Source organism: Sporosarcina sp. OR05 (assembly GCF_041414805.1).
In the GTDB taxonomy this organism is placed as follows: Bacteria; Bacillota; Bacilli; order Bacillales_A; family Planococcaceae; genus Sporosarcina; species Sporosarcina saromensis.
In genome coordinates this window covers 42,383-63,922 of sequence record NZ_JANKJL010000015.1, presented here as the reverse complement: position 1 = coordinate 63,922, position 21,540 = coordinate 42,383, and the positions used below count along the sequence as shown (strand labels likewise).

Below are 21,540 nucleotides of genomic sequence, written 5' to 3'. Positions count from 1 at the left end.
ATTCATAACAACGAATGACTCCGTTAGAAAGTTTCGAAAAAATGTTTGCGCAAAAAAATGCGTGTCGCCAACTTAATTGACGCACGCACAGTTCGTAGTTGTTGCACCGATCTACATGCATTTTATTTTATATATAAATCACTGACGAGCAAATCGTTAAGAATTTCCGACGGTATTTCAAATGTGACGAGTCCCATATAACCTGGAGCGATTTCATATTTGTCGAACGAAATCACAAGCTTTCCTTTTTCTGTGATATAGAATGATTGATTGGCATCAATTGAAGTGAAACCTTCACCAAATTCTTCTTCTGTAAAATACGAAATATTTTCGTCTTCGGCCATTTGCCTTGTAATTTCATCTGAAATATAAGCGCTAATAACGGGAATGTACTGCTCATTTTTAAACAAACTTGGCAATGTAATGAGCACGTTATCGACTTTATCAATCGTATCGTATTGCATTGTCGTAGAGGAAGATGCGACAGTGTTCACTTGATAGCGTCCGATGGAAAGAATGCGATCGGTATCGGTTTTCACCTCATACCCTACATCCATTCCTAAGTGTCCGCCACCTGCTTTTTCAATTTCTTTCATCTCTAATTCAAATTGCTTATACAGTTCTTTGTTTTCCTCCAAATACTTTTCATTCAATGAAGCTTGTAATTCCTCATCTTCCAACCCTGTAATGTGTGGCGTAGATACATCGGCTTGGTACGTCTTCTCTTCAAATGCGACCTGATGGATTGTTAGCACTTCAACGATTGATCCTAACACTGGAACGTTACCCATCGCTTGTGCCAATGAAGGGCTGACGTTAATGCTGCCGATGAAAATTGCAGCCGCTGCAGCTGCTCCGACGCATGAATTACGTAAGCGATTCCCTTTTCGCTTTTGTCCTTTTGCTTGTCGAATGGCGTCTGAGACAACGCTGTTCAACTCTGCTGGAATTTCAATGTCCTCATAGTGCTTTTTCAATTTATCGATGTTTTTCAATGCGATTTACTCCTCTCCCAATTCAACACGTAATTTTCGTATTGCTGCATATAAACGGGTTTTTACGGTATTGACATTTTCCCCAGTAATCTCCGCAATCTCTTCAATTTTTAAGTCTTCAAAAAAACGTAAGAAGATGATTGTTTTATACGTTGGCGACAAGTTATCGACAGCGTTTTGCAAGTCAAAATCATGCACAGTATTTTCGGATGAAGGTAAATGCAAGTCCAGTATTTCATCCGACATAATGGATACACGTTGGTGTTTTCGGATGAAATCAATGGCGGTGTTTACTAAAATTCGGTAGAACCAGGTCTTCATATATGTTACTTCTTCGAGGCGATCGATGGATTTCAATGCTTTTACAATTGCCTCTTGGATAATATCGAGTGCATTTTCCTTGTTCTTTACATAACTGAAGGCCAATCGATAATGGGCTTGTTGGTTTTCTAGTATAAATCTTTCTAGTTGATCGAACTTATCCTTTTTTGTCATGACAATTGGGTCACCTTCTTGATTATTGACGTATCGCGATAGCGTCTCACTAGTATGGACGGTCAATGAACGAAAATAGTTTGATTTGGAAATAAAATATGTATGCTATAATTTTACAAACATCTTGAAAAGGACGTGTTGTGTGATGAAACAAGAACCATTCGTTGCTTCTTGGAGTGGTGGGAAAGACTCTGCGTTAGCCTATTATCGTGCTGTGAAGAGTGGTGGTGTACCAAAGCGTATTTGGACAATGTTTGAAGAAGATAAAGAGCGTTCGAAATCACATGCGCTTCCACTAGCAATCATTCAAGCGCAAGCAGAAAGTATAGGCGTACCGCTTATGATAAGAGGGGCAAATTGGGGAAGTTATGAGCAGCAATTTTTAGACGCTATGCAAGAGTGTGTGGAAGAAGGAATCCCAAACGGAGTTTTTGGAGATATCGATTTGGAAGATCATTTGACATGGGTGCAGACAACATGTACAAAAGTAGGTATGGAAGCGATCCACCCGTTATGGATGGAACCTCGACGTGCTTTGTTGGAAGAATTCATTCACGCTGGATTTGAAGCGTACATTGTCGTTGTAAACACGAAATTAATGCCTGCAGCATTTAACGGTCGAAAATTTACAATCGATCTTATGGATGAACTTGAAGCACTTGGCATTGATGCGTGTGGAGAATCAGGGGAATTTCATACAGTTGTTGTGGATGGACCGATTTTTAAGCAACGGATTCCGATCAAGTTTACTGGGCAGCATGAACATGGAGGTTATGTGTTAATGGAGGTAGGTGTGGATGAAGGAAAGTGAAGTTCTTCTCTAAGGATAACTGAAACAATGTGGGAAATTGCTGGATACGCCTTGAAAAACACGTGTATTTTTTATACAATAAATAAAGTTTAGTGCTAAATTTAAATGAATAAAAATAGAAAATCATAATACAGTCAGGGGAAGAGGATGTACGTTACAAAACACGAGATTTTCAGCATCATTAAGACTACGATGCGAGCCGTCAATAGGGACATGGAACTGAAAGATGAACACACTGGGGTTAACATGATGTACGATTTCATCAAGGATGAAGTACTTGTAGATTGCAACCGGGTGCAGGAAGCGTGCCAGGAGTTAGATAAACAGATACCGTTACGAACCTATGTAGAAATTATCACCATTCATGAACTTGGTCACGCCATGGACAGGGAAGCGCTTCTAGCTTCACTTGACCGTGCGGTTGAGTTGTACGAAGCGAAAAAAATGGTGGCAGCTGAAAACCGGGCGACTGATATACCGTTCATGACACTGCGGCTTGAGGAGCTTTCGACAGATATCGCCTTTGAAAAAACAGCATGGGCAAATGCTGAAATGTTGAATCGTTTTTTTGAAGTTGTCGACTGGGATTGTTTTGAGATGGTAAGGACTCACAGTCTATCAACTTATGAAAAGTTGTTTGAACAAGAATTGAAGTGCTATGAAGAACTGATGGAGCAAGATGCAGTACATACATTTCAATAGTATTTACGGTGCATAACCGGTTCAAGCAGGCGTTTATCTGCTTGAGGATCAACGAGGAGATGGGGAATCATCGTTAATGTGGAAGACGTGATTTTTACAAGTGTTTTTTTCATTGGCATTATTTTTCTTGTGGTGTTTCTTGTTAAGATTGCTAGAATCTCAAAAGACAATCGAAAGTTGAAAAAGACTATGATTGAACACCAAGTAGACGAGTTAACCAAAAGGGTTGAAAAGCTGGAAAAGAAGTAATTACACGGTTTACTGCGTAACAAAATAAAAAGCTGACATGAAACAGATTTCCTTCATGTCAGCTTTATTGTATTAGTTGCTCCCGAAAGGCGAACTTCACTCATCCTCAACATCAATTAAAAATATCCGTTCTTCAAACCCGCCACGTTTCTCTGCTTTTTGCTGACGTATTTTTTCTAATTCCTCCACGGAAAATCCTTGGGACATAGCGGCAGCGTGTAAAAGTTCCAGTAGGTCTGCGAGTTCTTCGATGGCATCATCTGGCGTTTCTGCTGCCTCATACTCAGCCAATTCCTCATGCATTTTTCGATTTACTTCGACAATGTACTCGTCTTCGCTCAACACCTTCGTCGAACAAAGTTTGCCTGATTTCTCGATAATAGTCGGTATGAAATCCCGCACTAGTTTATGATATGTCGGCAAAGATTCACCCCCTAAAAACTTTCCATAAAGTATCAGCAACTTATCGACTTCAACAACAGCATATCAACTTCATCAACCGTACCAATTTCCTCAAGTAAATCCCAAAGCATTATTTCGGACGTTTCGTTATTAATCAAAAACGGTTCGAGCTTATCAAGAGATGCGACGTAAACAGGATTATATTTGAAAGTGCCGTTCTCAAGTTTTTTCGCCTGTAAAAGACCCAGGAATGTTAACTGATCAACAGTTTGCCCGGTTTCTTCAAAAAGCTCTCGTTGTGCACATTCTTTTGCAGTTTCTCCTGCTTCTCTTTTTCCAGCAGGTAATTCCCATTGTTCTCTCCAAGTGTTGTAGCACATCAGGTATTTTTCAGAACAACTCAATATTGCTAATGAACCTGCGATTGGTTGAAAGGAATCCAGTTCTTCTTCCTTACACATCAAAAAATCCACAAATTCATACCCGTTGTTTTTCGTATTGATCAATGCCCTGCCTTCTTTCAGTCTGTTTTTAAATACCCGGCATCCGCAAGTTCATTCTCCAAAAACGGTTTTGCCTGCAACATTTCCCTGAAAGCTATATACTTTGCAAGTTTGTCATCGTTCGCTTTCTTCCCGGTAAAATAGGCACGAATCAATATGTTTTTAGGCGTATGCTCCATATCGATGAACTCGAGTAGCTGTGCGTCATATCCGACAAGTGCTAACAGCTCGGCGCGGATGGAATCGGTGGCAATGGCAGCGAACCGCTCCTTAATAAGACCGTGTTGTAACATGACGTCCAGAGCAGTTGATTCAATTTGGGAAAACAATTCGTGTTGGCAACAAGGGACACTTAGAATGACCTTGGCGCACCACTTGACTGCTCGAGCAAGTGCCATGTCTGTAGCAACATCACATGCATGCAAGGTGACGACCATGTCTACAGCAGTCTCGTCGTTGTAGTCATTAATATCACCAACGAGGAATTCAAGCTGTTCATAACCAAGATCATGCGCAATGCGATTGCATTCTTCGATGACTTCTTTCTTTAAATCTAGGCCGGTCACACGGATATCCATCCCTTTTTCAACATGTAAATAATGATAAAGTGCAAACGTCAAATAAGACTTACCTGAACCGAAATCTAAAATGCGAACTGGACGGTCCTTCGGCAAGTGAGCAAGTGCGTCGTCAATGAACTCGACAAACCGATTAATTTGACGGAATTTATCGTATTTCTGCTTCTTTACTTTCCCTTCTTGGGACTGTACTCCTAAGCGAATCAGGAAAGGATAAGGCGTTTCCTCATCCAATAAATAATTCTTTTTTCGATTGTGTGATAAATTTACGACCTTCTTCACCTCGGCCTTCTCAGCTTTCCAAGATACCTTGAATTTCTTGGTCAGTTGGATATGCACATTCTCGTCGGTGAACTCCGCTTGCATCTGTTTAAACTGCTCTAATTGTTGTTGTAAGGCAGAACGGATATCTTCTAGTTTTACGTTGTCATGCTTCAAAATACGATCATAATGGTATTCAAACTGGATATGCATGTCATTCTTTATTTGAACAGGTTTTAGTTTCACCTTTCCGAGTCCGGTCGATTTATAGCGGGGCTGACTAATTGTTCCTTTGATGAAGGTGCCCTCTTCCATCCGGCGGGCAATCGTTTCAATCAGTTCGTCAAAAAGCATCTTCTAGTACCTCATTTCGTGCGAGTGTGTATGTATTACCATACCAAAAAAGAACCCACAAAGGTGACTCTAAAGCATTGTGGGTTCTTGAAAGTATTGATCTTTAGGTTGCAGTGAACTTTATCATAGCCAATGTTTTGCCCAGTCTTGAATTGGTTTTAATGCTTTTCCTAGGTCTTGGCCTTTTTGTGTTAATGAATATTCTGTTCGAATTGGTCGATCTGTAATGACTTGACGGAAGACGATACCAATATCTTCAAGCTCTTTCACTCGTTCTGTAAGCATGCGGTTACTCAGTTCAGGGATTTGAGAATTAATTTCACTGAATCTTTTAGGTTCTTTCATTAAGGAACATATGATTGTGCACATCCACTTTTTCTCAATGATTTGATAGGCAGCATTGATTTTCGTGTAAACGTCTTCCGAGTTTCTTGTTTTGGTCAATCCAATCGCCCTTTCTTACATATTTCAAAAAACAATAGTAAATAACGAATAGTATTAACTTACAGTAGTCTGTTAATTCTATCATAATACCGTTAAAACTTGTAGCATATCAAGAGTCAAAAAATGTCCTATTTATGGTATTGACAACTAGGTTCAAACAGGCTATCATCGTTACGGAAAATAACTTAGGTACTATAAGTTACTTATAAACACTTTTGTTGAATAGCTGGGTTGACGAACACATGCTAGGACACGCTTTTGCGCATAGCTTGTCTACTATCACAACATAGTTTGTATAATTTAGTACTAGCAATAGAAAACACCAAAGAGAAGAAATGAGGATTTCTACATGAGTGTTCAAAAGAAAAGAATTCACTATGCTTGGTGGGTTTTAGTAGGTTTAGTTTTAATGGTTGGTCTTGCAAAAGGTGGCATAATGACAGCTGGTGGCTTGTTTTTAACACCTGTAACCGAAGACCTTGGAATAGGTATGGGGAGTTTAACGTTATATTTTAGTATTTCTTCCATCGTCACGATGTTGTTCCTTCCGATTGCTGGAAAGTTGATGGCGAAATATGATATTCGTATCCTGCTAATCGTTGCGATTGTCTTGCAAGGTGGAGCGTTTGCGATGTTTGGTTTGATGAACTCCGTATGGGGTTGGTATTTGTTCTCAATTCCGATGGCGATGGGATCTGTATTTACAGGTCAAATGGCTGGTCCAGTTCTTGTCAATAGATGGTTTAAAAAGCATAATGGTTTGGCAATGGGGATTATCATTTCTTCAGGTGGACTATTCGGTGCAATACTTCAACCAGCGGCAGGGAATTTGATTGCTAGTGAAGGTTGGAGAAACACGTATATGATTCTAGGACTTGGCGTAATGGCGATTGTCATTCCTGTTGTATTATTGACGATCCGTATGGCACCAAAGCAAAAAGGTCTTCAACCATACGGTATGGCTGAAATGCCAATTGATGCGGCACAAACTGCAGCATCAGTGGCTGAAACAGGTGTAACTTCAGCAGTCGCGAAAAAATCGAGTGCGTTTTATATGTTAGTGCTCTTCTTCTTCCTGTTGACGTCAATTGCAAGTTTTAATCAGCACGTCGCACCATTTGCAATGGGCTTAGGGTACGACATTAAATTTGCAGGTAATGCAATGGGTGGTTGGTCACTTGGTGTTGTTATTGGAGCCCTAGTATTAGGCTTCCTAAGCGATAAAATTGGTGTAAAGAACACATCAATCTTCTCTATGTTGTTAGGGGTTGTTCCGATCGTCATTTTGCTGTTCGTCCCTGGTAACAAAATGATGTTTACAATAGCTGTTTTCATTCTAGGCTTCGTTATTGCAGCACTTGGAACGTTAGGACCGTTGTTGACGACAGCACTCTTTGGTAACAAAGAATATAGTCAAATTTATGCATTAGCAGCAATCGGTTTAGCGGTAGCAGGTATTGTCGCACTTCCTTTATACGGTTTTATCTACCAAATGACAGGTAGTTATACAACAGTACTTTATGCGATTATTGCAATGTTTGTCTTAAACGTAGTCGCAATACTTTTCGCTTTCAAAGGGAAAAAGAAATTAGAGACTGCTGGTTTGTGGAGTTAAATCGAATACTTATAGGAATAAACCATCTGTCTGTTAGCTGAAGAGGCTAGCAGACGGATGGTTTTTCTTGTGCACACAAGCACTTGTCAGTTCATTTCAAAACCTTGTTGGATGAGGAATTCTTTCATATACGTACGTTTTGGCTCGGATAGGAAATCTGCCATTTGCAAGGACCATTCCGTATCCTTCTGGTTTGATCCGCGATTAAGATAATACGCATGCATCGTCTGATCATATGCTTGTAAAAGCTCCTCATATTTGTCGCTGTCATAGCCATTCTCGTGAATAACAGCTTCAACAGGTAACCTCGGTTTCACTTCATTCACTTCGTCAGGTACGCCGATTGTCATAGCGAACAATGGAACAACCCCTTTTGGTAATTGAAATAGCTCACTTATTTCGTGTGGTGCATTCCGGACGCCTCCGATATAACAGATGCCGTATCCTTGGCTTTCAGCAGCAATGGCGACATTTTGGGCAAATAAAGCAACATCCACTGCACCTACTAAAAGATTTTCGGTATACGAATAATGAATATCCTTTTGATGAAGCGCCCCTGCTTTTTCTAATCGACAATAGTCGGCACAGAACAGAAGAACAGCCCCTGCTGAAAGAATTTGTCGTTTATTCTTAGAAAGCTCAGCTAATTGCTCGCGCTTTTCCTGCTCGGTCACGTAGATGACAGAATAGGCTTGGACAAAGTGAGAGCTAGCGGCATGCTGTCCAGCGTGAATGAATTCATACACTTTTTCTTTTGGTAGAGTGAGATCCTTGTATTTTCGGACAGATGCATGTGCAGTTAATAATTCGATGACCATTCCGTTTCCTCCTAATTGTTTAAGTATTCTATAGTTAGTGAATAGATTAATGGTACACTACAAAAATCCGTTCGAAAAGGGGTGTCGAGATGAGTTGGTTGGAAAGTATTTCGATGACGACAACAGTCATTCTCCTATTTTTAGTCGTCATTCCAATACTGACAGCACTATTTCTTTATTTCTATGATAAAAGGCAAAAGCAGCATGCGATTCTACGGAACTATCCGATTTTAGGTCGAATGCGGTATGTGCTTGAAAAGACAGGTCCAGAACTTCGACAATATTTGTTTGACGATGACAATGACGGTGAACCGTTTAATCGGGAAGAATATTTACATATGGTCATGCCAGGCAAGTATTTAAACAATGTTATCGGTTTCGGATCCAAACGAAACTTTGATGAGGCCGGCTATTATATTCGTAATGCGATGTTCACAAAACAGAATGAGGAAATGCGTGTGGACAATGAAACACTCATCCATACAATGCGTTACAGGATTGATAACGATAATTTATTTTCCCGCAAGGAACATCGTGAAGAAATTCCAACGATGCCGTGGTTATTACCTGAAGAGGATGCAATTATTATCGGACCGAATTGCGAACATCCTTTTCACGTAAGAAGTTTGCTTGGACAATCTGGGATGAGCTACGGAGCGCTTGGTGAAAATGCGATTACAGCACTGTCGAAAGGAATCGGGTTGGCAAAAGAAGCGTGGATGAATACGGGTGAAGGTGGACTATCCCCATATCATTTGGCAGGTGATGCGCACATTATTGCACAAATTGGCTCTGGCCTCTTTGGATTCCGAACGGAGGATGGCGAATTCAGTTGGGAAAGATTACGAGAAAAAGCGGAAATCCCACAAGTGAAAGCTTTTGAAATTAAACTCGCGCAAGGTGCCAAAATGCGCGGTGGTCATGTCGAAGGAGAGAAAGTAACCGAGGAAATTGCTAAGATCCGGAATGTAGTACCGTATACGACTATTAATAGTCCGAACCGGTTCAAGCAGTTCTCGGATTATCCGACATTATTTGACTTTATCGAAAAGATACGAAATCATAGCGGAAAACCTGTTGGGATAAAAGTAGTGATTGGTGGGAAAGAAGACGCAGAAGAGCTGGCTTCATTCATGGATGAAACGGGAAAAGGGCCCGACTTTATTTCCTTGGACGGTGCGGAAGGTGGCTCCGGTGCTACGTACCAAGATTTAGCTGATAGTGTCGGACTGCCTTTGAAATCTGCACTCATGCTTCTCGATGATGCATTGAAGAAACATGGCGTACGTGATGAAGTGAAAATTATTGCATCTGGCAAAATTACAACGCCTGATAAGGCTGCATTGGCATTGGCAATGGGAGCCGATCTCGTACAAATCGCCCGCGGATTCATGATTTCCGTCGGTTGTATTATGGCGCACCGTTGTCACACAAACGATTGCCCTGCAGGTGTTGCAACAACAGATAAAAACTTGCAGAGAGGACTTGTCGTAGAAGAAAAGAAGTATCGGGTAACGAATTATATATTGACGATGCGTGAAGGATTGTTCCGCATTGCAGCAGCGGCCGGTCTTGATTCGCCGACGAAATTAGAACGCCATCACGTCGTTTATAAAGACGAGAGGGGTCGTGTCTTCCCGTTAGATAATTTGGGCGAATCGTATAGGTAATCGTGAATAAGGCTGACAATTGAATAAATTTACCCACTACTCCTTCCGAATTTTGTGATAATATGTAACTAACAATAGATTTTTAGAAAGGGGATAGGTGGATGTCTTTGTTAAATCAAACAGTTGGAGAAGTCGTGAAAGAATGGACACAAAAGAATCCGGACAAGGAAGCTTATGTGTATCCCGAACATGGAATTCGCAAGACTTATCGAGAGTTCGACCAGGAGACGGATGAACTGGCGAAGGCATTCATCGGGATGGGGATAAAAAAAGGGGAGCATGTCGCGATTTGGTCGGACAATAAGCCCCAATGGTTATTGAGTCAATTTGCTACCGGTAAGATGGGAGCCGTTCTCGTTACCGTCAACACGAATTATCAAGCCAATGAATTGGAGTACCTCTTAAAACAATCAGATGCAACGACATTGATCGTAGACGAGGGTTTTAAAGGAACAAGTTACATCGATATTATCCGTTCTATCTGTCCCGAGTTAAATGATAAGGAAGATGGCTTCGTAACAAGCCAACGATTGCCTAAGTTAAAAAGAATCATTCTGATGACGGATAAGCAAGAGGCGGGCATTTATAAGTGGTCCGAATTTTTAGCGCATGCAGATGGAATTACGGATGATGAGCTGAAGAAACGACAGCAATCCATGACCGCCGATGATGTGATTAACATTCAATATACGTCAGGAACAACTGGGTTTCCAAAAGGGGTCATGTTGACGCATCATAATATCGTCAATAACGGTAAAATTATCGGTGATTTTATGAAATTAACGAACGAAGACCGAGTTTGTATTCCGGTACCATTCTTTCATTGTTTCGGATGTGTGCTAGGTAATTTAGCAGCTGTGACACATGGAGCTACAATGGTAATTGTAGAGCAATTTGATCCGTTACGTGTACTGCAAGCAGTACAAGACGAAAAGTGCACTGCGTTACACGGTGTTCCGACGATGTTCATTTCAGAATTGAATCATCCTGATTTTAAAAAGTATGATACATCCTTATTGCGCACTGGCATTATGGCAGGCTCTACATGCCCGATTGAAGTGATGAAACGCGTCATTTCGGATATGGGTGCTCATGAAATTACAATTTGCTATGGACAAACGGAATGTTCGCCGGTCATTACACAAACGCAAACGGATGACCCAATTGAAAAACGCGTATCCACTGTTGGTAAACCACATCCATATGTGGAAGTGAAAATCATAGATCCGATGACGGGTGAAGAAGTGCCTGTTGGAGAACCAGGAGAACTTTGCACGCGCGGTTACCACGTTATGAAGGGTTATTATAATAACGAAGAGGCGACACGTGAAGCGATCGATGAAAAAGGATGGTTACGTACAGGTGATATCGCGGTCATGGATGAAGACGGCTATATTGATATTACTGGGCGGATAAAGGATGTCATCATTCGAGGTGGGGAAAATATCTATCCGCGAGAAGTCGAAGAATTTCTTTATACACATCCTGCCGTTTTGGATGTGCAAATTGTTGGAGTGCCTGATGAGAAGTATGGCGAGGAAGTCATGGCTTGGATTATTCCAAAGAAAGGTGCTGCCATTGACGAAGAATCTATACGTAGTTTCTGTAAAGGGCAAATTTCTCACCATAAGATCCCCCGGTTCATTCATTTTGTAGAGGAGTACCCAATGACGGCTTCTGGGAAAATCCAAAAGTTCAAACTTCGAGAAATGTCGGTAGAAGAAGTGGTGAGCCGGTAATTGAAAGAGTGAGTTGTGGGAGGTCCTTACACACTTGCTTAAACAACGAGGTAAATACAAACCGCCAGGAACCAATGATTATGAAAAATGGTTTCTGGCGTTTTTTTGTCGTTAACTAGATGTATGAAACAGTGGCTGAAGTCCATGCTACATACGGAATTCAATGTTATGCATACAATGTTTGTTCGTGGGAACCATCTTCATGGTAAATTGTAAGGCTGCCGTTATGTTCATTGACATAGGGTTTCGCTTTTTCTAACAGTTCATGCTTTGTCTTTTCTTTAAAGATTGCTCGTTCGCCATTTTTCTTCATCAATATCCAATCATCGTCTCTGGCAAAAGCTTCATAAGTCGTTTGAGTTTCCGGATTATCACCTTGTACGTATTCACGAGCTTTTGCAGTCGCTATGGATATCGCGCGACCTTCTTCGTTTCCTTCGCGCAACAATGCATTTGCAATTTCAATTGCTTTTTCTCTAACATCAGAATCCAAGTTTTTAAATGAATCGGGATAATCATTTTTCGTCCACGGCATACTACATCCCTCCTTACTAGACGATTCCCTAAATGGAAGACGTTAAACTTGAAAGGGAGTAGGTAGTAGTGGAGGCATTGTGACTTGGATAGGCGGTTATTGAGCTAGTTATGCTGATATTTGAGGAAGAATGCGGCGATTGAATGGTTTATGCTGATATTTGAGGAAGTATGCGGAGATTGAGTAGTTTATGCGGTTATATGAGGAAGAATGCAGCTTTTGCTCTAATTATGCCGTGATTTCAGGAGTTATGCTGAGTTATGGCCAGATCTGAGTAGGAATGTTTACCCTCTCCAGTAACGCGAGAGAGAAAAAATGCCTAACGAACGTTTGTTGCGCTAAATGCCGATAGCCATCTAAGATTTTATTAGCAGCAGACCGCCAAATGAAAACGCATCATGCTAAGTGGGAAATTACAGTAAGTATTGCAGTTGATTGACCAAAACTTCATAGTGATAATAGGAAATTGACTTGGCAAGTCAATTTCATGAAGTGGAACCATTCCTTTTTTGGAAAACGAGGAAGGGATCTAGGGCATTGTCGGTTTTTAGTTGGATAAACGGAACTGAACGTTTGTCAGGGTCTATAGATTGGTCTGGAAAGAAGTTTTTTAAGGGATTAGCAAAACCGGTCTCTTCAGCTGCTTCTACTTTGTTGCATGCATAATAGATTTTCCCTACTTTTGCCCAATAAGCCGCACCTAAGCACATAGGGCATGGTTCACCGCTAGCGTATAAAATACAATCGGAAAGATCAGTTGTTTGTAAGGTTGTACATGCTTCACGAATGGCAAGCAGTTCTGCATGTGCGGAAGGGTCTTGTGCGATGTGAACACGATTTGTTCCTTGCCCGAGAACATTGCCGTTTTTCACAAGGAGTGCAGCAAAAGGACCGCCACCTTGCTCAACATTTTCTATTGCCATCTCAATTGTCTTTTGTAACCAATGTTCGTGTGTCATTCTGTCTCCTCCTGTCGAGTTCTGTTCATTTCCCGGGAAATCTGTTGAAAATGATGGAAAAAAGTTAGTTTGTTTGGTTCTGCCTTTGTAGATAATTATAACGGAAAATTGTCTGTTCGTCAGATAGTACGCCGAATAGTAAAAATTCATAGATGTATCAGAGAAAACTTTCTTGTTTTTACCACTTTATATTTCAACACAAAATGCTATGATTAAAACGATAAAATAGATAGGGGGGACACTATGTCTACTGAACAATTGTATCAACTCATATCAATCGTTCTTTATTTAGCTCTTATGTTATTCATCGGTTGGTATGCCTTTAAAAGGACAACGAACTTAACCGACTATATGTTAGGTGGACGTTCATTAGGGCCTGCAGTTACAGCATTGAGTGCAGGAGCATCCGATATGTCAGGTTGGCTGCTAATGGGGTTACCGGGTGCAATATATGCGGGTGGCCTTGTTGAAGCCTGGATTGCTGTCGGTTTAACGATAGGTGCGTATTTGAACTGGTTGCTTGTAGCGCCGCGTCTACGCTCGTATACGCAAGTGTCCAACGATTCCATTACTATTCCTAGTTACTTAGAGAATCGCTTGAAAGACAAGTCCAGATTATTGCGGATTGCATCAGGACTAATCATTCTTGTGTTCTTTACGTTCTATGTGTCATCAGGTATGGTAGCAGGTGGAAAGTTCTTTTTAAGTTCTTTTGGCTTGGATTATCATGTCGGTTTATTAATTGTATCGGCAGTTGTAATCGCATACACGCTTTTTGGCGGATTTTTAGCGGTAAGTTATACAGATTTCATTCAAGGATTAACGATGTTCTTGGCACTTCTGTTAGTTCCCATTGTTGGGCTGTTTTTGACGGGTGGTTTGGCAGAAACGTCAGCAAGTATTACAGAAGTAAATCCTGACTTCTTTAACATTGTAAAAGGAGCAACAGCTGCAGGTATAATTTCATCTCTTGCTTGGGGCTTGGGTTATTTTGGTCAACCACATATCATTGTTCGATTTATGGCGATCAGTTCAGTAAAAGAGACAAAGAGTGCACGTCGCATTGGTATCGGTTGGATGATATTGAGCTTATTCGGTGCAATCGCAACAGCGCTTGTAGGTGTTGCGTATTACAAACAAAATCCGGATGTCAGCTTAGCTGATCCTGAGACTGTATTCATTGCACTTGGACAAATCATTTTCCATCCACTCATTGCGGGGATTATGCTAGCTGCAGTATTGGCAGCTGTTATGAGTACGATTTCTTCACAATTGATTGTAACGTCGTCAGCATTAATTGAAGACTTGTACAAAGCCGTGATGAAGTCGGATGCGACAGATAAGCATTATGTCTTTTTAGGTAGGATGGCTGTACTTGTCGTTTCATTAATTGCGATGGTGCTTGCTTGGCCGAATAAAGAATCGATTTTAAAACTGGTATCGTTTGCTTGGGCTGGTTTCGGTGGTGCATTCGGACCGATTATCATCTTATCCCTTTATTGGCGTAAACTTACGTCGCAAGGCGCGTTATGGGGAATGGTGGCAGGAGCAATTACGGTCGGTATTTGGGGGAACGTTGAAGCGTTGTCCGATATGCTGTATGAAATTGTACCTGGGTTCATCATTTGTTTAATCGTAACGTGGATTGTCAGCTTGATGACATTTAAGCCGAATGCAGACATTGACAAAGAATTTTACGATGCTGTGGAAATGGTAAAAAAAGAACGATAATGCTAAAAGAATGACTTAAAAAGAACCGTGGGTAACCAATTTGTAAACGATTGGCTGCCGACGGTTTTTATTTTATCTTGTCAGGTGCCACTGTTCGTATACATATGATACGCTATTGAAAAGAATGGTAATAGGGGGTCGTGCAGTTGAAGTTGGATCATGTCGTATACTTTACGCATAAAAGTCCGGATGAAATCGTAGATCAGTTGCAACAAGATGGACAGCATGCAGTTGTTGGAGGACGTCATGAGAAATGGGGTACGCATAATGCGTTAATGTACGTCAAAAATGCTTATATTGAATGGTTAGCAGTTGAAAAGCTTGAGCTAGCAGAACGCGTTGACCATCCGCTAACAAGACTGTTGTTACACGATGTAAAGATTCAAGAGGGTTGGGGAACACTTTGTTTATCTGTCGAAAATATAGAAGCCTTTAACGAAGAGTTGCAAAATAAAGGATTCTTGACATCTGGTGTGTTGGACGCCCAACGAAGAACCACGAGTGGAGAAATAAAAAGATGGAAGATGCTTTTTATTAATCAACCGATTTCAAATGAACTTCCTTACCCGTTTTTCATTGAGTGGGAAGAGCCGGAGCAGCTCCGTTTCGACAAACTGAGAGCTGAAGGAGCACTTGTTGAATCCAATGAGAAGAAGGTTATACAGCAATGTGTATTTCATGTTGAAGACCCATTAGGTGTGACGGGTGAGTGGGCGGTTTTATTATCCGCGAAAGTCGACGATAACCATACAATCTCGCTTAACAATGTGACACTACGATTTATTGAACATGAAGGTGGGGTTGAGCGGTTAAAAGAAGTGGTGATTTCCACTGACAAGTAAGCATAGACAAGTTGATGTGGAAGGGGTTTTGGATGTATGGAGTTGTTAATTGAACGGGCGATTCTTGTTGGCGTACAAGAACAGAATGCTGAGCATTTTGCGTATGAGATGGAAGAATTGAAAAATTTAGCGGAAGCGATTGATGTGGAAGTTGTCGGCATGGTCACACAAAACCTTGAGCGAAGGCACTCGTCCCTTTATGTCGGAAAAGGGAAAGTAGAAGAGGTAAAACGTTTCTATGAAGAGACAGAAGCCAACTTGGTCATCTTCAATGATGAATTATCGCCTTCACAAATTAGAAATCTAGAACAAGAACTTGCGGTGAAAGTCATTGACCGGACGATGCTTATTCTGGATATCTTTGCAAGGCGAGCAAGGACGCATGAAGCGCGGATGCAAGTGGAACTAGCCCAGCTACAATATACGCTTCCCCGATTAGTCGGATTACGTGCTTCATTAAGCAGGCAAGGAGGCGGTACAGGGGGCGGTTTCCAGAACAAAGGTGCCGGAGAAACGAAATTGGAACTCGATAGACGGAAGATTGAAGATCAGATTGCAAAGTTGCGAAAAGATTTGGAGCAAGTGCGGGACCGTAGAGATACGCAGCGTAAGCAACGGAAGAAGAGCGGTATTCCTGTCGTGTCGATTGTTGGGTATACGAATGCCGGGAAATCGACGTTAATGAATGGATTATTACGGTTAATGGATGAAGAAAGTGCGAAGCAGGTGTATGAGGAGAACATGCTCTTCGCTACGCTTGATACGTCCGTTAGACATTTGAAGCTGGCAGATAACAAAGAGTTTTTACTTACAGATACAGTCGGATTTGTTTCAAAGCTTCCTCATCATCTTGTCAAAGCTTTCCGTTCGACATTGGAAGAGGCAAGTGAAGCGGATCTTTTATTGCATGTTGTCGACGTATCCAATGAAGAATACCGGTATATGATGGATGTAACGAATGAGACGTTGCAAGATATTGGAGTAGAAAACATTACGACGATTAATGTCTATAACAAGTCTGACTTAGCGAACGTACCTTACCCGAAACTAGAAGGGGATAGTGTATGGATTTCTGCGAAAGAAACGGACAGTTTGGTTGAATTAATCGGCGCCATAAAGAGAAAGATTTTTGAGCAATACATTACGTGCAAGCTGCTCATTCCGTTTGATCGTGGTGATATTGTTTCTTATCTAAATGACAAAGCCAATGTTAAAAAGACCGAATACGAAGAAGAGGGAACGCTTATGACGGTTGAAATGGATGCGTATGAAAAGAAAAGGTTAGAGGCGTTCATCGTTAGTCACTAATTCAGCAAATGTCTGTACACAACAAAAAACTGCACTGACAAGGTTACATGTCAGTGCAGTTCTTATCTATAAAGAGAAAGGGGGGTGGGATGGTATTAGTATGCCCGATTTACATAAAGTTAAACATTGATACTCCAAAGTGTACTGAAATGCTGTGTTAATGTATCCTGCTAAACAGGATTTTAGTAAAGCGGATTTTAAATGTAGTCTGACTTATGTTGTCGCACAGAAATGCCTTTTGCGATAGTGGTTTGTTGGTAAGAAGGAACAATGAATCAAAGGTCCCGAATTGGCGATAACTTTGTCTATCCGATCGATAACTCGAGCTATCCAATCGAATAAATTGTGAATTCGATGGATAACAAACGCACATTCCATAAATCGACAAGCGCATGTTGAGTGAAGCGAAACGTAGGATGGAATGTTGTATGGATTGGTCATTTGGAGTAGGTAAGGCTCGCTTAATTGAATGAAAAAAGTCATGAATTCATGCATAGGATGAAGGATTCAAATAGTAGAAATGTGAAGAATAATGGAACCCTTTTCGTTCCGCTCCGTATGATTAACTGTAAGAAAAATAGAAAGCTGAAAGGAAGCGAACAAATTATGAAGAAATGGCTAAAAGGGTTAGGTATTGGCGTTCTCGCAGTAGGTTTAGCTGCTTGTGGATCAGCTGCAGAGCCGAAAACAGATCCGGAAACGGGCAAGAAGGTAGAAGTAAAAAACGAAAGTAAAATGACAGCGCAAGAAGTATATAGTAAAGCAATGGAAGTTTCAGCTGAACAAAAGAGCATGAATGCGGTAATGGACATTGAACAGAAGATGACAATTCCAGGTCAAGATCTAAATATGGATAGCAAAATTAAAATGGATATGGATATGATTGTAGATCCAATAGCAATGCACCAAAAGATGAGTATGGACATGGGTGATCTTGGTGCAATGGATATGGAAATGTACATGACTGATACTGGATTTTATGTGAATGATCCAGAAATGGGCGAATGGATTAAGATGCCTAAAGAGATGTATGATGAACTGATGGCGCAAATGGGCGGGGAAACAGATCCGACGCTAGATATGAAGATGTTTAAAGAGTTTAAGGATGATTTTACATTTGAACAAACAGATGATGAATATATTTTGACACTTGCTGCTTCAGGAGATAAGTTAAGCGGGTTAATAAAAGAACTAATTGGCCAAGCGATGCCTGCTGAAGGTGGATTTTCTGAAGAAGAAGCCGAAGTATATGAAAATATGGATGTCAAAAAATTGAATGTGACGATTCATATCGATAAAGAAACCTATTATACAAATGCATTTGACATGGATATGGATTTAACAATGAAGGTTGATGGCGAAGAAATGCATATGGTACAAAAAATAAAATCTGTACTTACAAAAATCAATGAAATCGAAGAAATTGCCGTTCCACAAGAAGTCATTGATAACGCAGTCGATCTAGAGGAAATAATGCAAGAGGAAGGGCAAGAATAAGATTACTTGAATGATGTTATAGCTAATACGATTGGACGCTAGTATGATCAGCGATCCATCGTATTAGCTTTTTTCGTTTGCAGAGCGTTTTGTTGATAAACTGACATAACTCGTAGAAGACTGTTGTAACCAAGGAGGTGTTTAGTTGTTTGAGATAGTTGTATTATTCATTGATAATCATTTTCAAGTAGAGGTTGACACACTATATACAACTGATATAATTGGATTTGCACCTAATTGATAATCGTTTTCAGTAGATTAGTCAACTTGGTAGCAAATAAAACACTGGAGCCCTCTATGAAGAAACGTTATTTAGTTATTGCACTTATTCTATTCTCATTTCTCTCGTTATTCGTTGGAGTGAGTTCTATTAACCCGTTAGATCTCTTGGATTTTAAATCGCAGGAGACTGAAATTTTCCTAATCAGCCGGGTTCCCAGATTAGTATCAATTCTCCTTGCTGGAGCAGGAATGAGTATTGCAGGTCTAATTATGCAGCAGCTAAGTCGAAACAAATTTGTGTCACCAACTACTGCAGGTACATTGGATGCAACCAAGCTAGGCATCTTAGTATCCATGTTGTTGTTTACGAGTGCTACAACGCTTGAAAAGATGATTGTTGCATTTGCTTTTGCACTAGCGGGGACGTTGCTGTTCATGAAGATATTGGACCGTATTAAATTCAAAGATGCTATTTTCATACCACTTGTTGGGTTAATGTTTGGAAACATCTTATCGTCCATTACGACATTTTTCGCATACAAAGCGAACGTCATTCAAAATATGTCATCGTGGCTACAAGGTGATTTCTCTATGATTATGAAAGGACGATACGAACTTTTATACATAAGCATTCCCGTGCTAATCATTACGTATTTGTATGCAAATCGGTTTACAGTCGCGGGGATGGGAGAAGACTTTTCCAAGAACTTAGGTCTCGCTTACAAACGTATTGTCAATATTGGGTTAATATTGGTGGCACTTGTTACGACGACTGTCATTTTGACGGTCGGAATGATTCCGTTTTTAGGATTAATTATTCCGAACATCGTGTCAATCTTTCATGGCGATCATTTGAAAAAGACATTGCCACACACCGCACTATTAGGGGCGATATTCCTCCTAATATGCGATATTTTAGGAAGGGTTCTTATTTATCCGTATGAAATCTCCATAAGTTTAATGGTAGGCGTCATCGGAAGTGGAATTTTCCTCTATTTGTTGTTTAGGAGGAAAGCGTATGCGTGATGCGACTAAATTGACAATCCTTTCTGTTTTAGCGTTAGGTTTTTGTGCCTTATATTTATTCCATGATTTAAATGGCAGCTTTGATTATGCTTTGCCACGACGGGCCATCAAGGTGATTGCGATGGTGTTGACGGGTGTCGCGATTGCGTACTCGACGGTAATCTTCCAGACGATCACACATAATCGTATTTTGACGCCGAGTATAATGGGATTGGATTCATTGTACTTGTTACTTCAAACGGTCGTCATCTTTTTCCTAGGTTCTGACCACATTACAATCGTCAACCGACATGTCAATTTCATCTTATCTGTGTTGACAATGGTAGTGTTTGCGCTTATTTTGTACCGTTTTCTATTCCGTGGAGGGAAGCGGCCGATTTACTTCCTGTTGCTTGTCGGAATTATTGTCGGAACGTTTTTCCAAAGCATCTCAACATTTCTACAAGTGCTCATTGATCCAAATGAATTTTTCCGGGTGCAGGATAAAATGTTTGCGAGTTTCAACAATGTAAGTGGAGAGTTGGTATGGTGGGCATTAGGAATTGTCATCCTTACTTTCATTGCCGGTGCAAGATCATTTAACGAGCTAGATGTACTATCACTCGGTCGTGATACCGCCATCAATCTCGGGGTGAGTTACGATCGACTCGTAAAATCAATGCTCATCATTTCGGCAATCCTTATTTCGGTTTCGACGGCTTTAGTTGGCCCGATTACATTCTTTGGATTAATCGTTGCGAACTTATCGTATCAATTCTTTAAAACCTATAAACATTCAATGCTGATTGCAGGGGCATCGGTCATGAGTGTTATTGCGTTAGTTGGAGGCCAATGGGTTGTTGAACGAATCTTTACGTTCTCGACTACACTCAGTGTCATCATCAACTTTGTCGGCGGTGTCTATTTCATTTATTTACTATTAAAGGAGAGTCGATCCTCATGATCCAAGTCCGTGAGTTGTCAAAGTTCTATGGGAAAAAAGTGGTCGTTGAGAAGGTGAATGTCGATATACATCGTGGGAAAATCACCTCTTTCATCGGTCCGAATGGAGCAGGGAAATCGACTTTACTTTCAATGGTAAGCCGACTAGTCGATGCGGATACAGGAGAAGTATTATTGGATAACAAACACGTTGACAAGATGAAATCCAATGAATTCTCAAAGCGCGTATCCATCTTAAAACAGTCCAATTTCATGAATGTTCGACTGACAATCCGTGAATTGGTTTCTTTTGGTCGTTTCCCTTACTCACGTGGTAAGTTGAATGCCGAAGACATCCGCATGGTTGAACAAGCGATGGAATATATGGGATTAATGGATATGCAGCATGAATACATGGATGAATTGTCCGGCGGGCAGCGTCAACGTGCATTTATCGCAATGGTTATTGCGCAGGATACGGACTACATTCTATTGGATGAACCATTGAACAACCTTGACATGAAGCATTCCGTGCAAATTATGAAGATCTTGCGCCGCTTAGTTAGCGATCTCGGCAAGACGGTCGTCATTGTTTTGCATGACATCAATTTCGCTTCTGTCTATTCAGACCGCATAGTGGCACTGAAAGAAGGTCGCGTTGTCAAAGACGGTCCTACGGATGAAATCATTAACTCTGAAGCATTAAAAGAAATTTACGATATGGATATCCCTATTAAAAAGATGAATAACTGTAATATTTGTGTGTATTTCAACTCATAACCTACAAGAGAGCATGTTCGCCAATCATGGTGAGCAGCTCTTTTTTTTGTTGTTTGTATGTAATGTAGGTGTTGGTTCAAACT

21 protein-coding genes are annotated in these 21,540 nt (G+C 40.7%); 12 read left to right on the top strand and 9 right to left on the bottom strand.

Annotation, left to right across the window (positions count from 1 at the left end):
- Positions 1–122: 122 nt before the first annotated feature.
- Positions 123–995, bottom strand: coding sequence for an anti-sigma-V factor RsiV (rsiV, locus tag NRI27_RS16205; RefSeq protein WP_371391639.1), 873 nt, complete (start codon positions 993–995; stop codon positions 123–125).
- A gap of 6 nt (positions 996–1,001) precedes the next feature.
- The gene (locus NRI27_RS16200) at positions 1,002–1,490 is read right to left on the bottom strand and encodes an RNA polymerase sigma factor SigV (protein WP_371391638.1); all 489 of its coding nucleotides are present in this window, start codon (positions 1,488–1,490) and stop codon (positions 1,002–1,004) included.
- A gap of 145 nt (positions 1,491–1,635) precedes the next feature.
- On the opposite strand from NRI27_RS16200, the gene NRI27_RS16195 reads away from it, so the two are divergent.
- Together NRI27_RS16195 and NRI27_RS16190 are read left to right on the top strand one after the other, a co-directional pair.
- The gene (locus NRI27_RS16195) at positions 1,636–2,301 is read left to right on the top strand and encodes a Dph6-related ATP pyrophosphatase (protein ID WP_371391637.1); all 666 of its coding nucleotides are present in this window, start codon (positions 1,636–1,638) and stop codon (positions 2,299–2,301) included.
- Positions 2,302–2,448: 147 nt separating this feature from the next.
- A complete protein-coding gene (locus tag NRI27_RS16190; RefSeq protein WP_371391636.1) occupies positions 2,449–3,003 on the top strand; it encodes an integrase in 555 nt (184 codons plus the stop codon).
- Positions 3,004–3,348: 345 nt separating this feature from the next.
- Here NRI27_RS16190 and NRI27_RS16185 read toward each other — a convergent pair whose 3' ends face one another.
- The 4 genes from NRI27_RS16185 to NRI27_RS16170 form a co-directional block, all read right to left on the bottom strand.
- Entirely contained in the window at positions 3,349–3,675 is a 327-nt protein-coding gene (locus tag NRI27_RS16185) for a nucleoside triphosphate pyrophosphohydrolase (protein ID WP_317945148.1), read from the bottom strand.
- A 32-nt stretch (positions 3,676–3,707) separates the two neighbouring features.
- The gene (locus NRI27_RS16180; RefSeq protein WP_371391635.1) at positions 3,708–4,160 is read right to left on the bottom strand and encodes an NUDIX domain-containing protein; all 453 of its coding nucleotides are present in this window, start codon (positions 4,158–4,160) and stop codon (positions 3,708–3,710) included.
- A 14-nt stretch (positions 4,161–4,174) separates the two neighbouring features.
- Positions 4,175–5,350 (bottom strand): class I SAM-dependent methyltransferase, encoded by a 1,176-nt coding sequence (locus NRI27_RS16175; RefSeq protein ID WP_371391634.1) that lies wholly within the window; start codon positions 5,348–5,350, stop codon positions 4,175–4,177.
- Between the two features lie 123 nt (positions 5,351–5,473).
- On the bottom strand, positions 5,474–5,794 hold the full coding sequence (locus tag NRI27_RS16170; protein ID WP_371391633.1) for a winged helix-turn-helix transcriptional regulator: 321 nt from the start codon (positions 5,792–5,794) through the stop codon (positions 5,474–5,476).
- A gap of 349 nt (positions 5,795–6,143) precedes the next feature.
- Here NRI27_RS16170 and NRI27_RS16165 point away from each other — a divergent pair, with 349 nt between their 5' ends.
- Positions 6,144–7,409, top strand: coding sequence for an MFS transporter (locus NRI27_RS16165; RefSeq protein ID WP_317945143.1), 1,266 nt, complete (start codon positions 6,144–6,146; stop codon positions 7,407–7,409).
- Between the two features lie 86 nt (positions 7,410–7,495).
- On the opposite strand, the gene nfsA is transcribed toward NRI27_RS16165, so the two are convergent.
- Positions 7,496–8,227, bottom strand: a complete 732-nt coding sequence (gene nfsA / locus NRI27_RS16160) for an oxygen-insensitive NADPH nitroreductase (protein ID WP_371391632.1) — start codon at positions 8,225–8,227, stop codon at positions 7,496–7,498.
- 89 nt (positions 8,228–8,316) lie between these two features.
- Here nfsA and NRI27_RS16155 point away from each other — a divergent pair, with 89 nt between their 5' ends.
- The gene (locus tag NRI27_RS16155) at positions 8,317–9,897 is read left to right on the top strand and encodes an FMN-binding glutamate synthase family protein (protein WP_371391631.1); all 1,581 of its coding nucleotides are present in this window, start codon (positions 8,317–8,319) and stop codon (positions 9,895–9,897) included.
- Between the two features lie 101 nt (positions 9,898–9,998).
- Positions 9,999–11,636, top strand: coding sequence for an AMP-binding protein (locus NRI27_RS16150; RefSeq protein ID WP_371391630.1), 1,638 nt, complete (start codon positions 9,999–10,001; stop codon positions 11,634–11,636).
- Positions 11,637–11,802: 166 nt separating this feature from the next.
- Here NRI27_RS16150 and NRI27_RS16145 read toward each other — a convergent pair whose 3' ends face one another.
- A complete protein-coding gene (locus NRI27_RS16145) occupies positions 11,803–12,171 on the bottom strand; it encodes a DUF2188 domain-containing protein (RefSeq protein WP_371391629.1) in 369 nt (122 codons plus the stop codon).
- Between the two features lie 485 nt (positions 12,172–12,656).
- Complete coding sequence (locus tag NRI27_RS16140) at positions 12,657–13,130, bottom strand: nucleoside deaminase (RefSeq protein ID WP_371391628.1); 474 nt, start codon at positions 13,128–13,130, stop codon at positions 12,657–12,659.
- A 243-nt stretch (positions 13,131–13,373) separates the two neighbouring features.
- Here NRI27_RS16140 and putP point away from each other — a divergent pair, with 243 nt between their 5' ends.
- The 7 genes from putP (at position 13,374) to NRI27_RS16105 (ending at position 21,457) form a co-directional block, all read left to right on the top strand.
- On the top strand, positions 13,374–14,861 hold the full coding sequence (gene putP / locus NRI27_RS16135) for a sodium/proline symporter PutP (protein WP_317945136.1): 1,488 nt from the start codon (positions 13,374–13,376) through the stop codon (positions 14,859–14,861).
- A gap of 146 nt (positions 14,862–15,007) precedes the next feature.
- Positions 15,008–15,703 (top strand): VOC family protein, encoded by a 696-nt coding sequence (locus NRI27_RS16130; protein ID WP_371391627.1) that lies wholly within the window; start codon positions 15,008–15,010, stop codon positions 15,701–15,703.
- Positions 15,704–15,739: 36 nt separating this feature from the next.
- Positions 15,740–17,011, top strand: a complete 1,272-nt coding sequence (gene hflX, locus NRI27_RS16125) for a GTPase HflX (RefSeq protein WP_317945134.1) — start codon at positions 15,740–15,742, stop codon at positions 17,009–17,011.
- A 606-nt stretch (positions 17,012–17,617) separates the two neighbouring features.
- Positions 17,618–18,508 (top strand): DUF6612 family protein, encoded by an 891-nt coding sequence (locus NRI27_RS16120; protein WP_371391625.1) that lies wholly within the window; start codon positions 17,618–17,620, stop codon positions 18,506–18,508.
- 297 nt (positions 18,509–18,805) lie between these two features.
- Positions 18,806–19,756 (top strand): ABC transporter permease, encoded by a 951-nt coding sequence (locus tag NRI27_RS16115; RefSeq protein WP_371391624.1) that lies wholly within the window; start codon positions 18,806–18,808, stop codon positions 19,754–19,756.
- Entirely contained in the window at positions 19,749–20,699 is a 951-nt protein-coding gene (locus tag NRI27_RS16110) for an iron chelate uptake ABC transporter family permease subunit (protein WP_317945128.1), read from the top strand. Before NRI27_RS16115 ends, NRI27_RS16110 begins: the two co-directional genes overlap by 8 nt.
- Entirely contained in the window at positions 20,696–21,457 is a 762-nt protein-coding gene (locus NRI27_RS16105) for an iron ABC transporter ATP-binding protein (RefSeq protein ID WP_317945126.1), read from the top strand. The genes NRI27_RS16110 and NRI27_RS16105 overlap by 4 nt, the downstream gene beginning before the upstream one ends.
- Positions 21,458–21,540 lie beyond the last annotated feature (83 nt).

What these genes read in the sequence shown, in the direction of transcription:
- NRI27_RS16200 (WP_371391638.1), bottom strand. Translation starts at nt 1,490, where the DNA reads ATGACAAAAAAGGATAAGTTCGATCAACTAGAAAGATTTATACTAGAA.
- NRI27_RS16195 (WP_371391637.1), top strand. Translation starts at nt 1,636, where the DNA reads ATGAAACAAGAACCATTCGTTGCTTCTTGGAGTGGTGGGAAAGACTCT.
- NRI27_RS16190 (WP_371391636.1), top strand. Translation starts at nt 2,449, where the DNA reads ATGTACGTTACAAAACACGAGATTTTCAGCATCATTAAGACTACGATG.
- NRI27_RS16175 (WP_371391634.1), bottom strand. Translation starts at nt 5,350, where the DNA reads ATGCTTTTTGACGAACTGATTGAAACGATTGCCCGCCGGATGGAAGAG.
- NRI27_RS16165 (WP_317945143.1), top strand. Translation starts at nt 6,144, where the DNA reads ATGAGTGTTCAAAAGAAAAGAATTCACTATGCTTGGTGGGTTTTAGTA.
- nfsA (WP_371391632.1), bottom strand. Translation starts at nt 8,227, where the DNA reads ATGGTCATCGAATTATTAACTGCACATGCATCTGTCCGAAAATACAAG.
- NRI27_RS16155 (WP_371391631.1), top strand. Translation starts at nt 8,317, where the DNA reads ATGAGTTGGTTGGAAAGTATTTCGATGACGACAACAGTCATTCTCCTA.
- NRI27_RS16150 (WP_371391630.1), top strand. Translation starts at nt 9,999, where the DNA reads ATGTCTTTGTTAAATCAAACAGTTGGAGAAGTCGTGAAAGAATGGACA.
- NRI27_RS16145 (WP_371391629.1), bottom strand. Translation starts at nt 12,171, where the DNA reads ATGCCGTGGACGAAAAATGATTATCCCGATTCATTTAAAAACTTGGAT.
- NRI27_RS16140 (WP_371391628.1), bottom strand. Translation starts at nt 13,130, where the DNA reads ATGACACACGAACATTGGTTACAAAAGACAATTGAGATGGCAATAGAA.
- putP (WP_317945136.1), top strand. Translation starts at nt 13,374, where the DNA reads ATGTCTACTGAACAATTGTATCAACTCATATCAATCGTTCTTTATTTA.
- hflX (WP_317945134.1), top strand. Translation starts at nt 15,740, where the DNA reads ATGGAGTTGTTAATTGAACGGGCGATTCTTGTTGGCGTACAAGAACAG.
- NRI27_RS16120 (WP_371391625.1), top strand. Translation starts at nt 17,618, where the DNA reads ATGAAGAAATGGCTAAAAGGGTTAGGTATTGGCGTTCTCGCAGTAGGT.
- NRI27_RS16115 (WP_371391624.1), top strand. Translation starts at nt 18,806, where the DNA reads ATGAAGAAACGTTATTTAGTTATTGCACTTATTCTATTCTCATTTCTC.
- NRI27_RS16110 (WP_317945128.1), top strand. Translation starts at nt 19,749, where the DNA reads ATGCGTGATGCGACTAAATTGACAATCCTTTCTGTTTTAGCGTTAGGT.
- NRI27_RS16105 (WP_317945126.1), top strand. Translation starts at nt 20,696, where the DNA reads ATGATCCAAGTCCGTGAGTTGTCAAAGTTCTATGGGAAAAAAGTGGTC.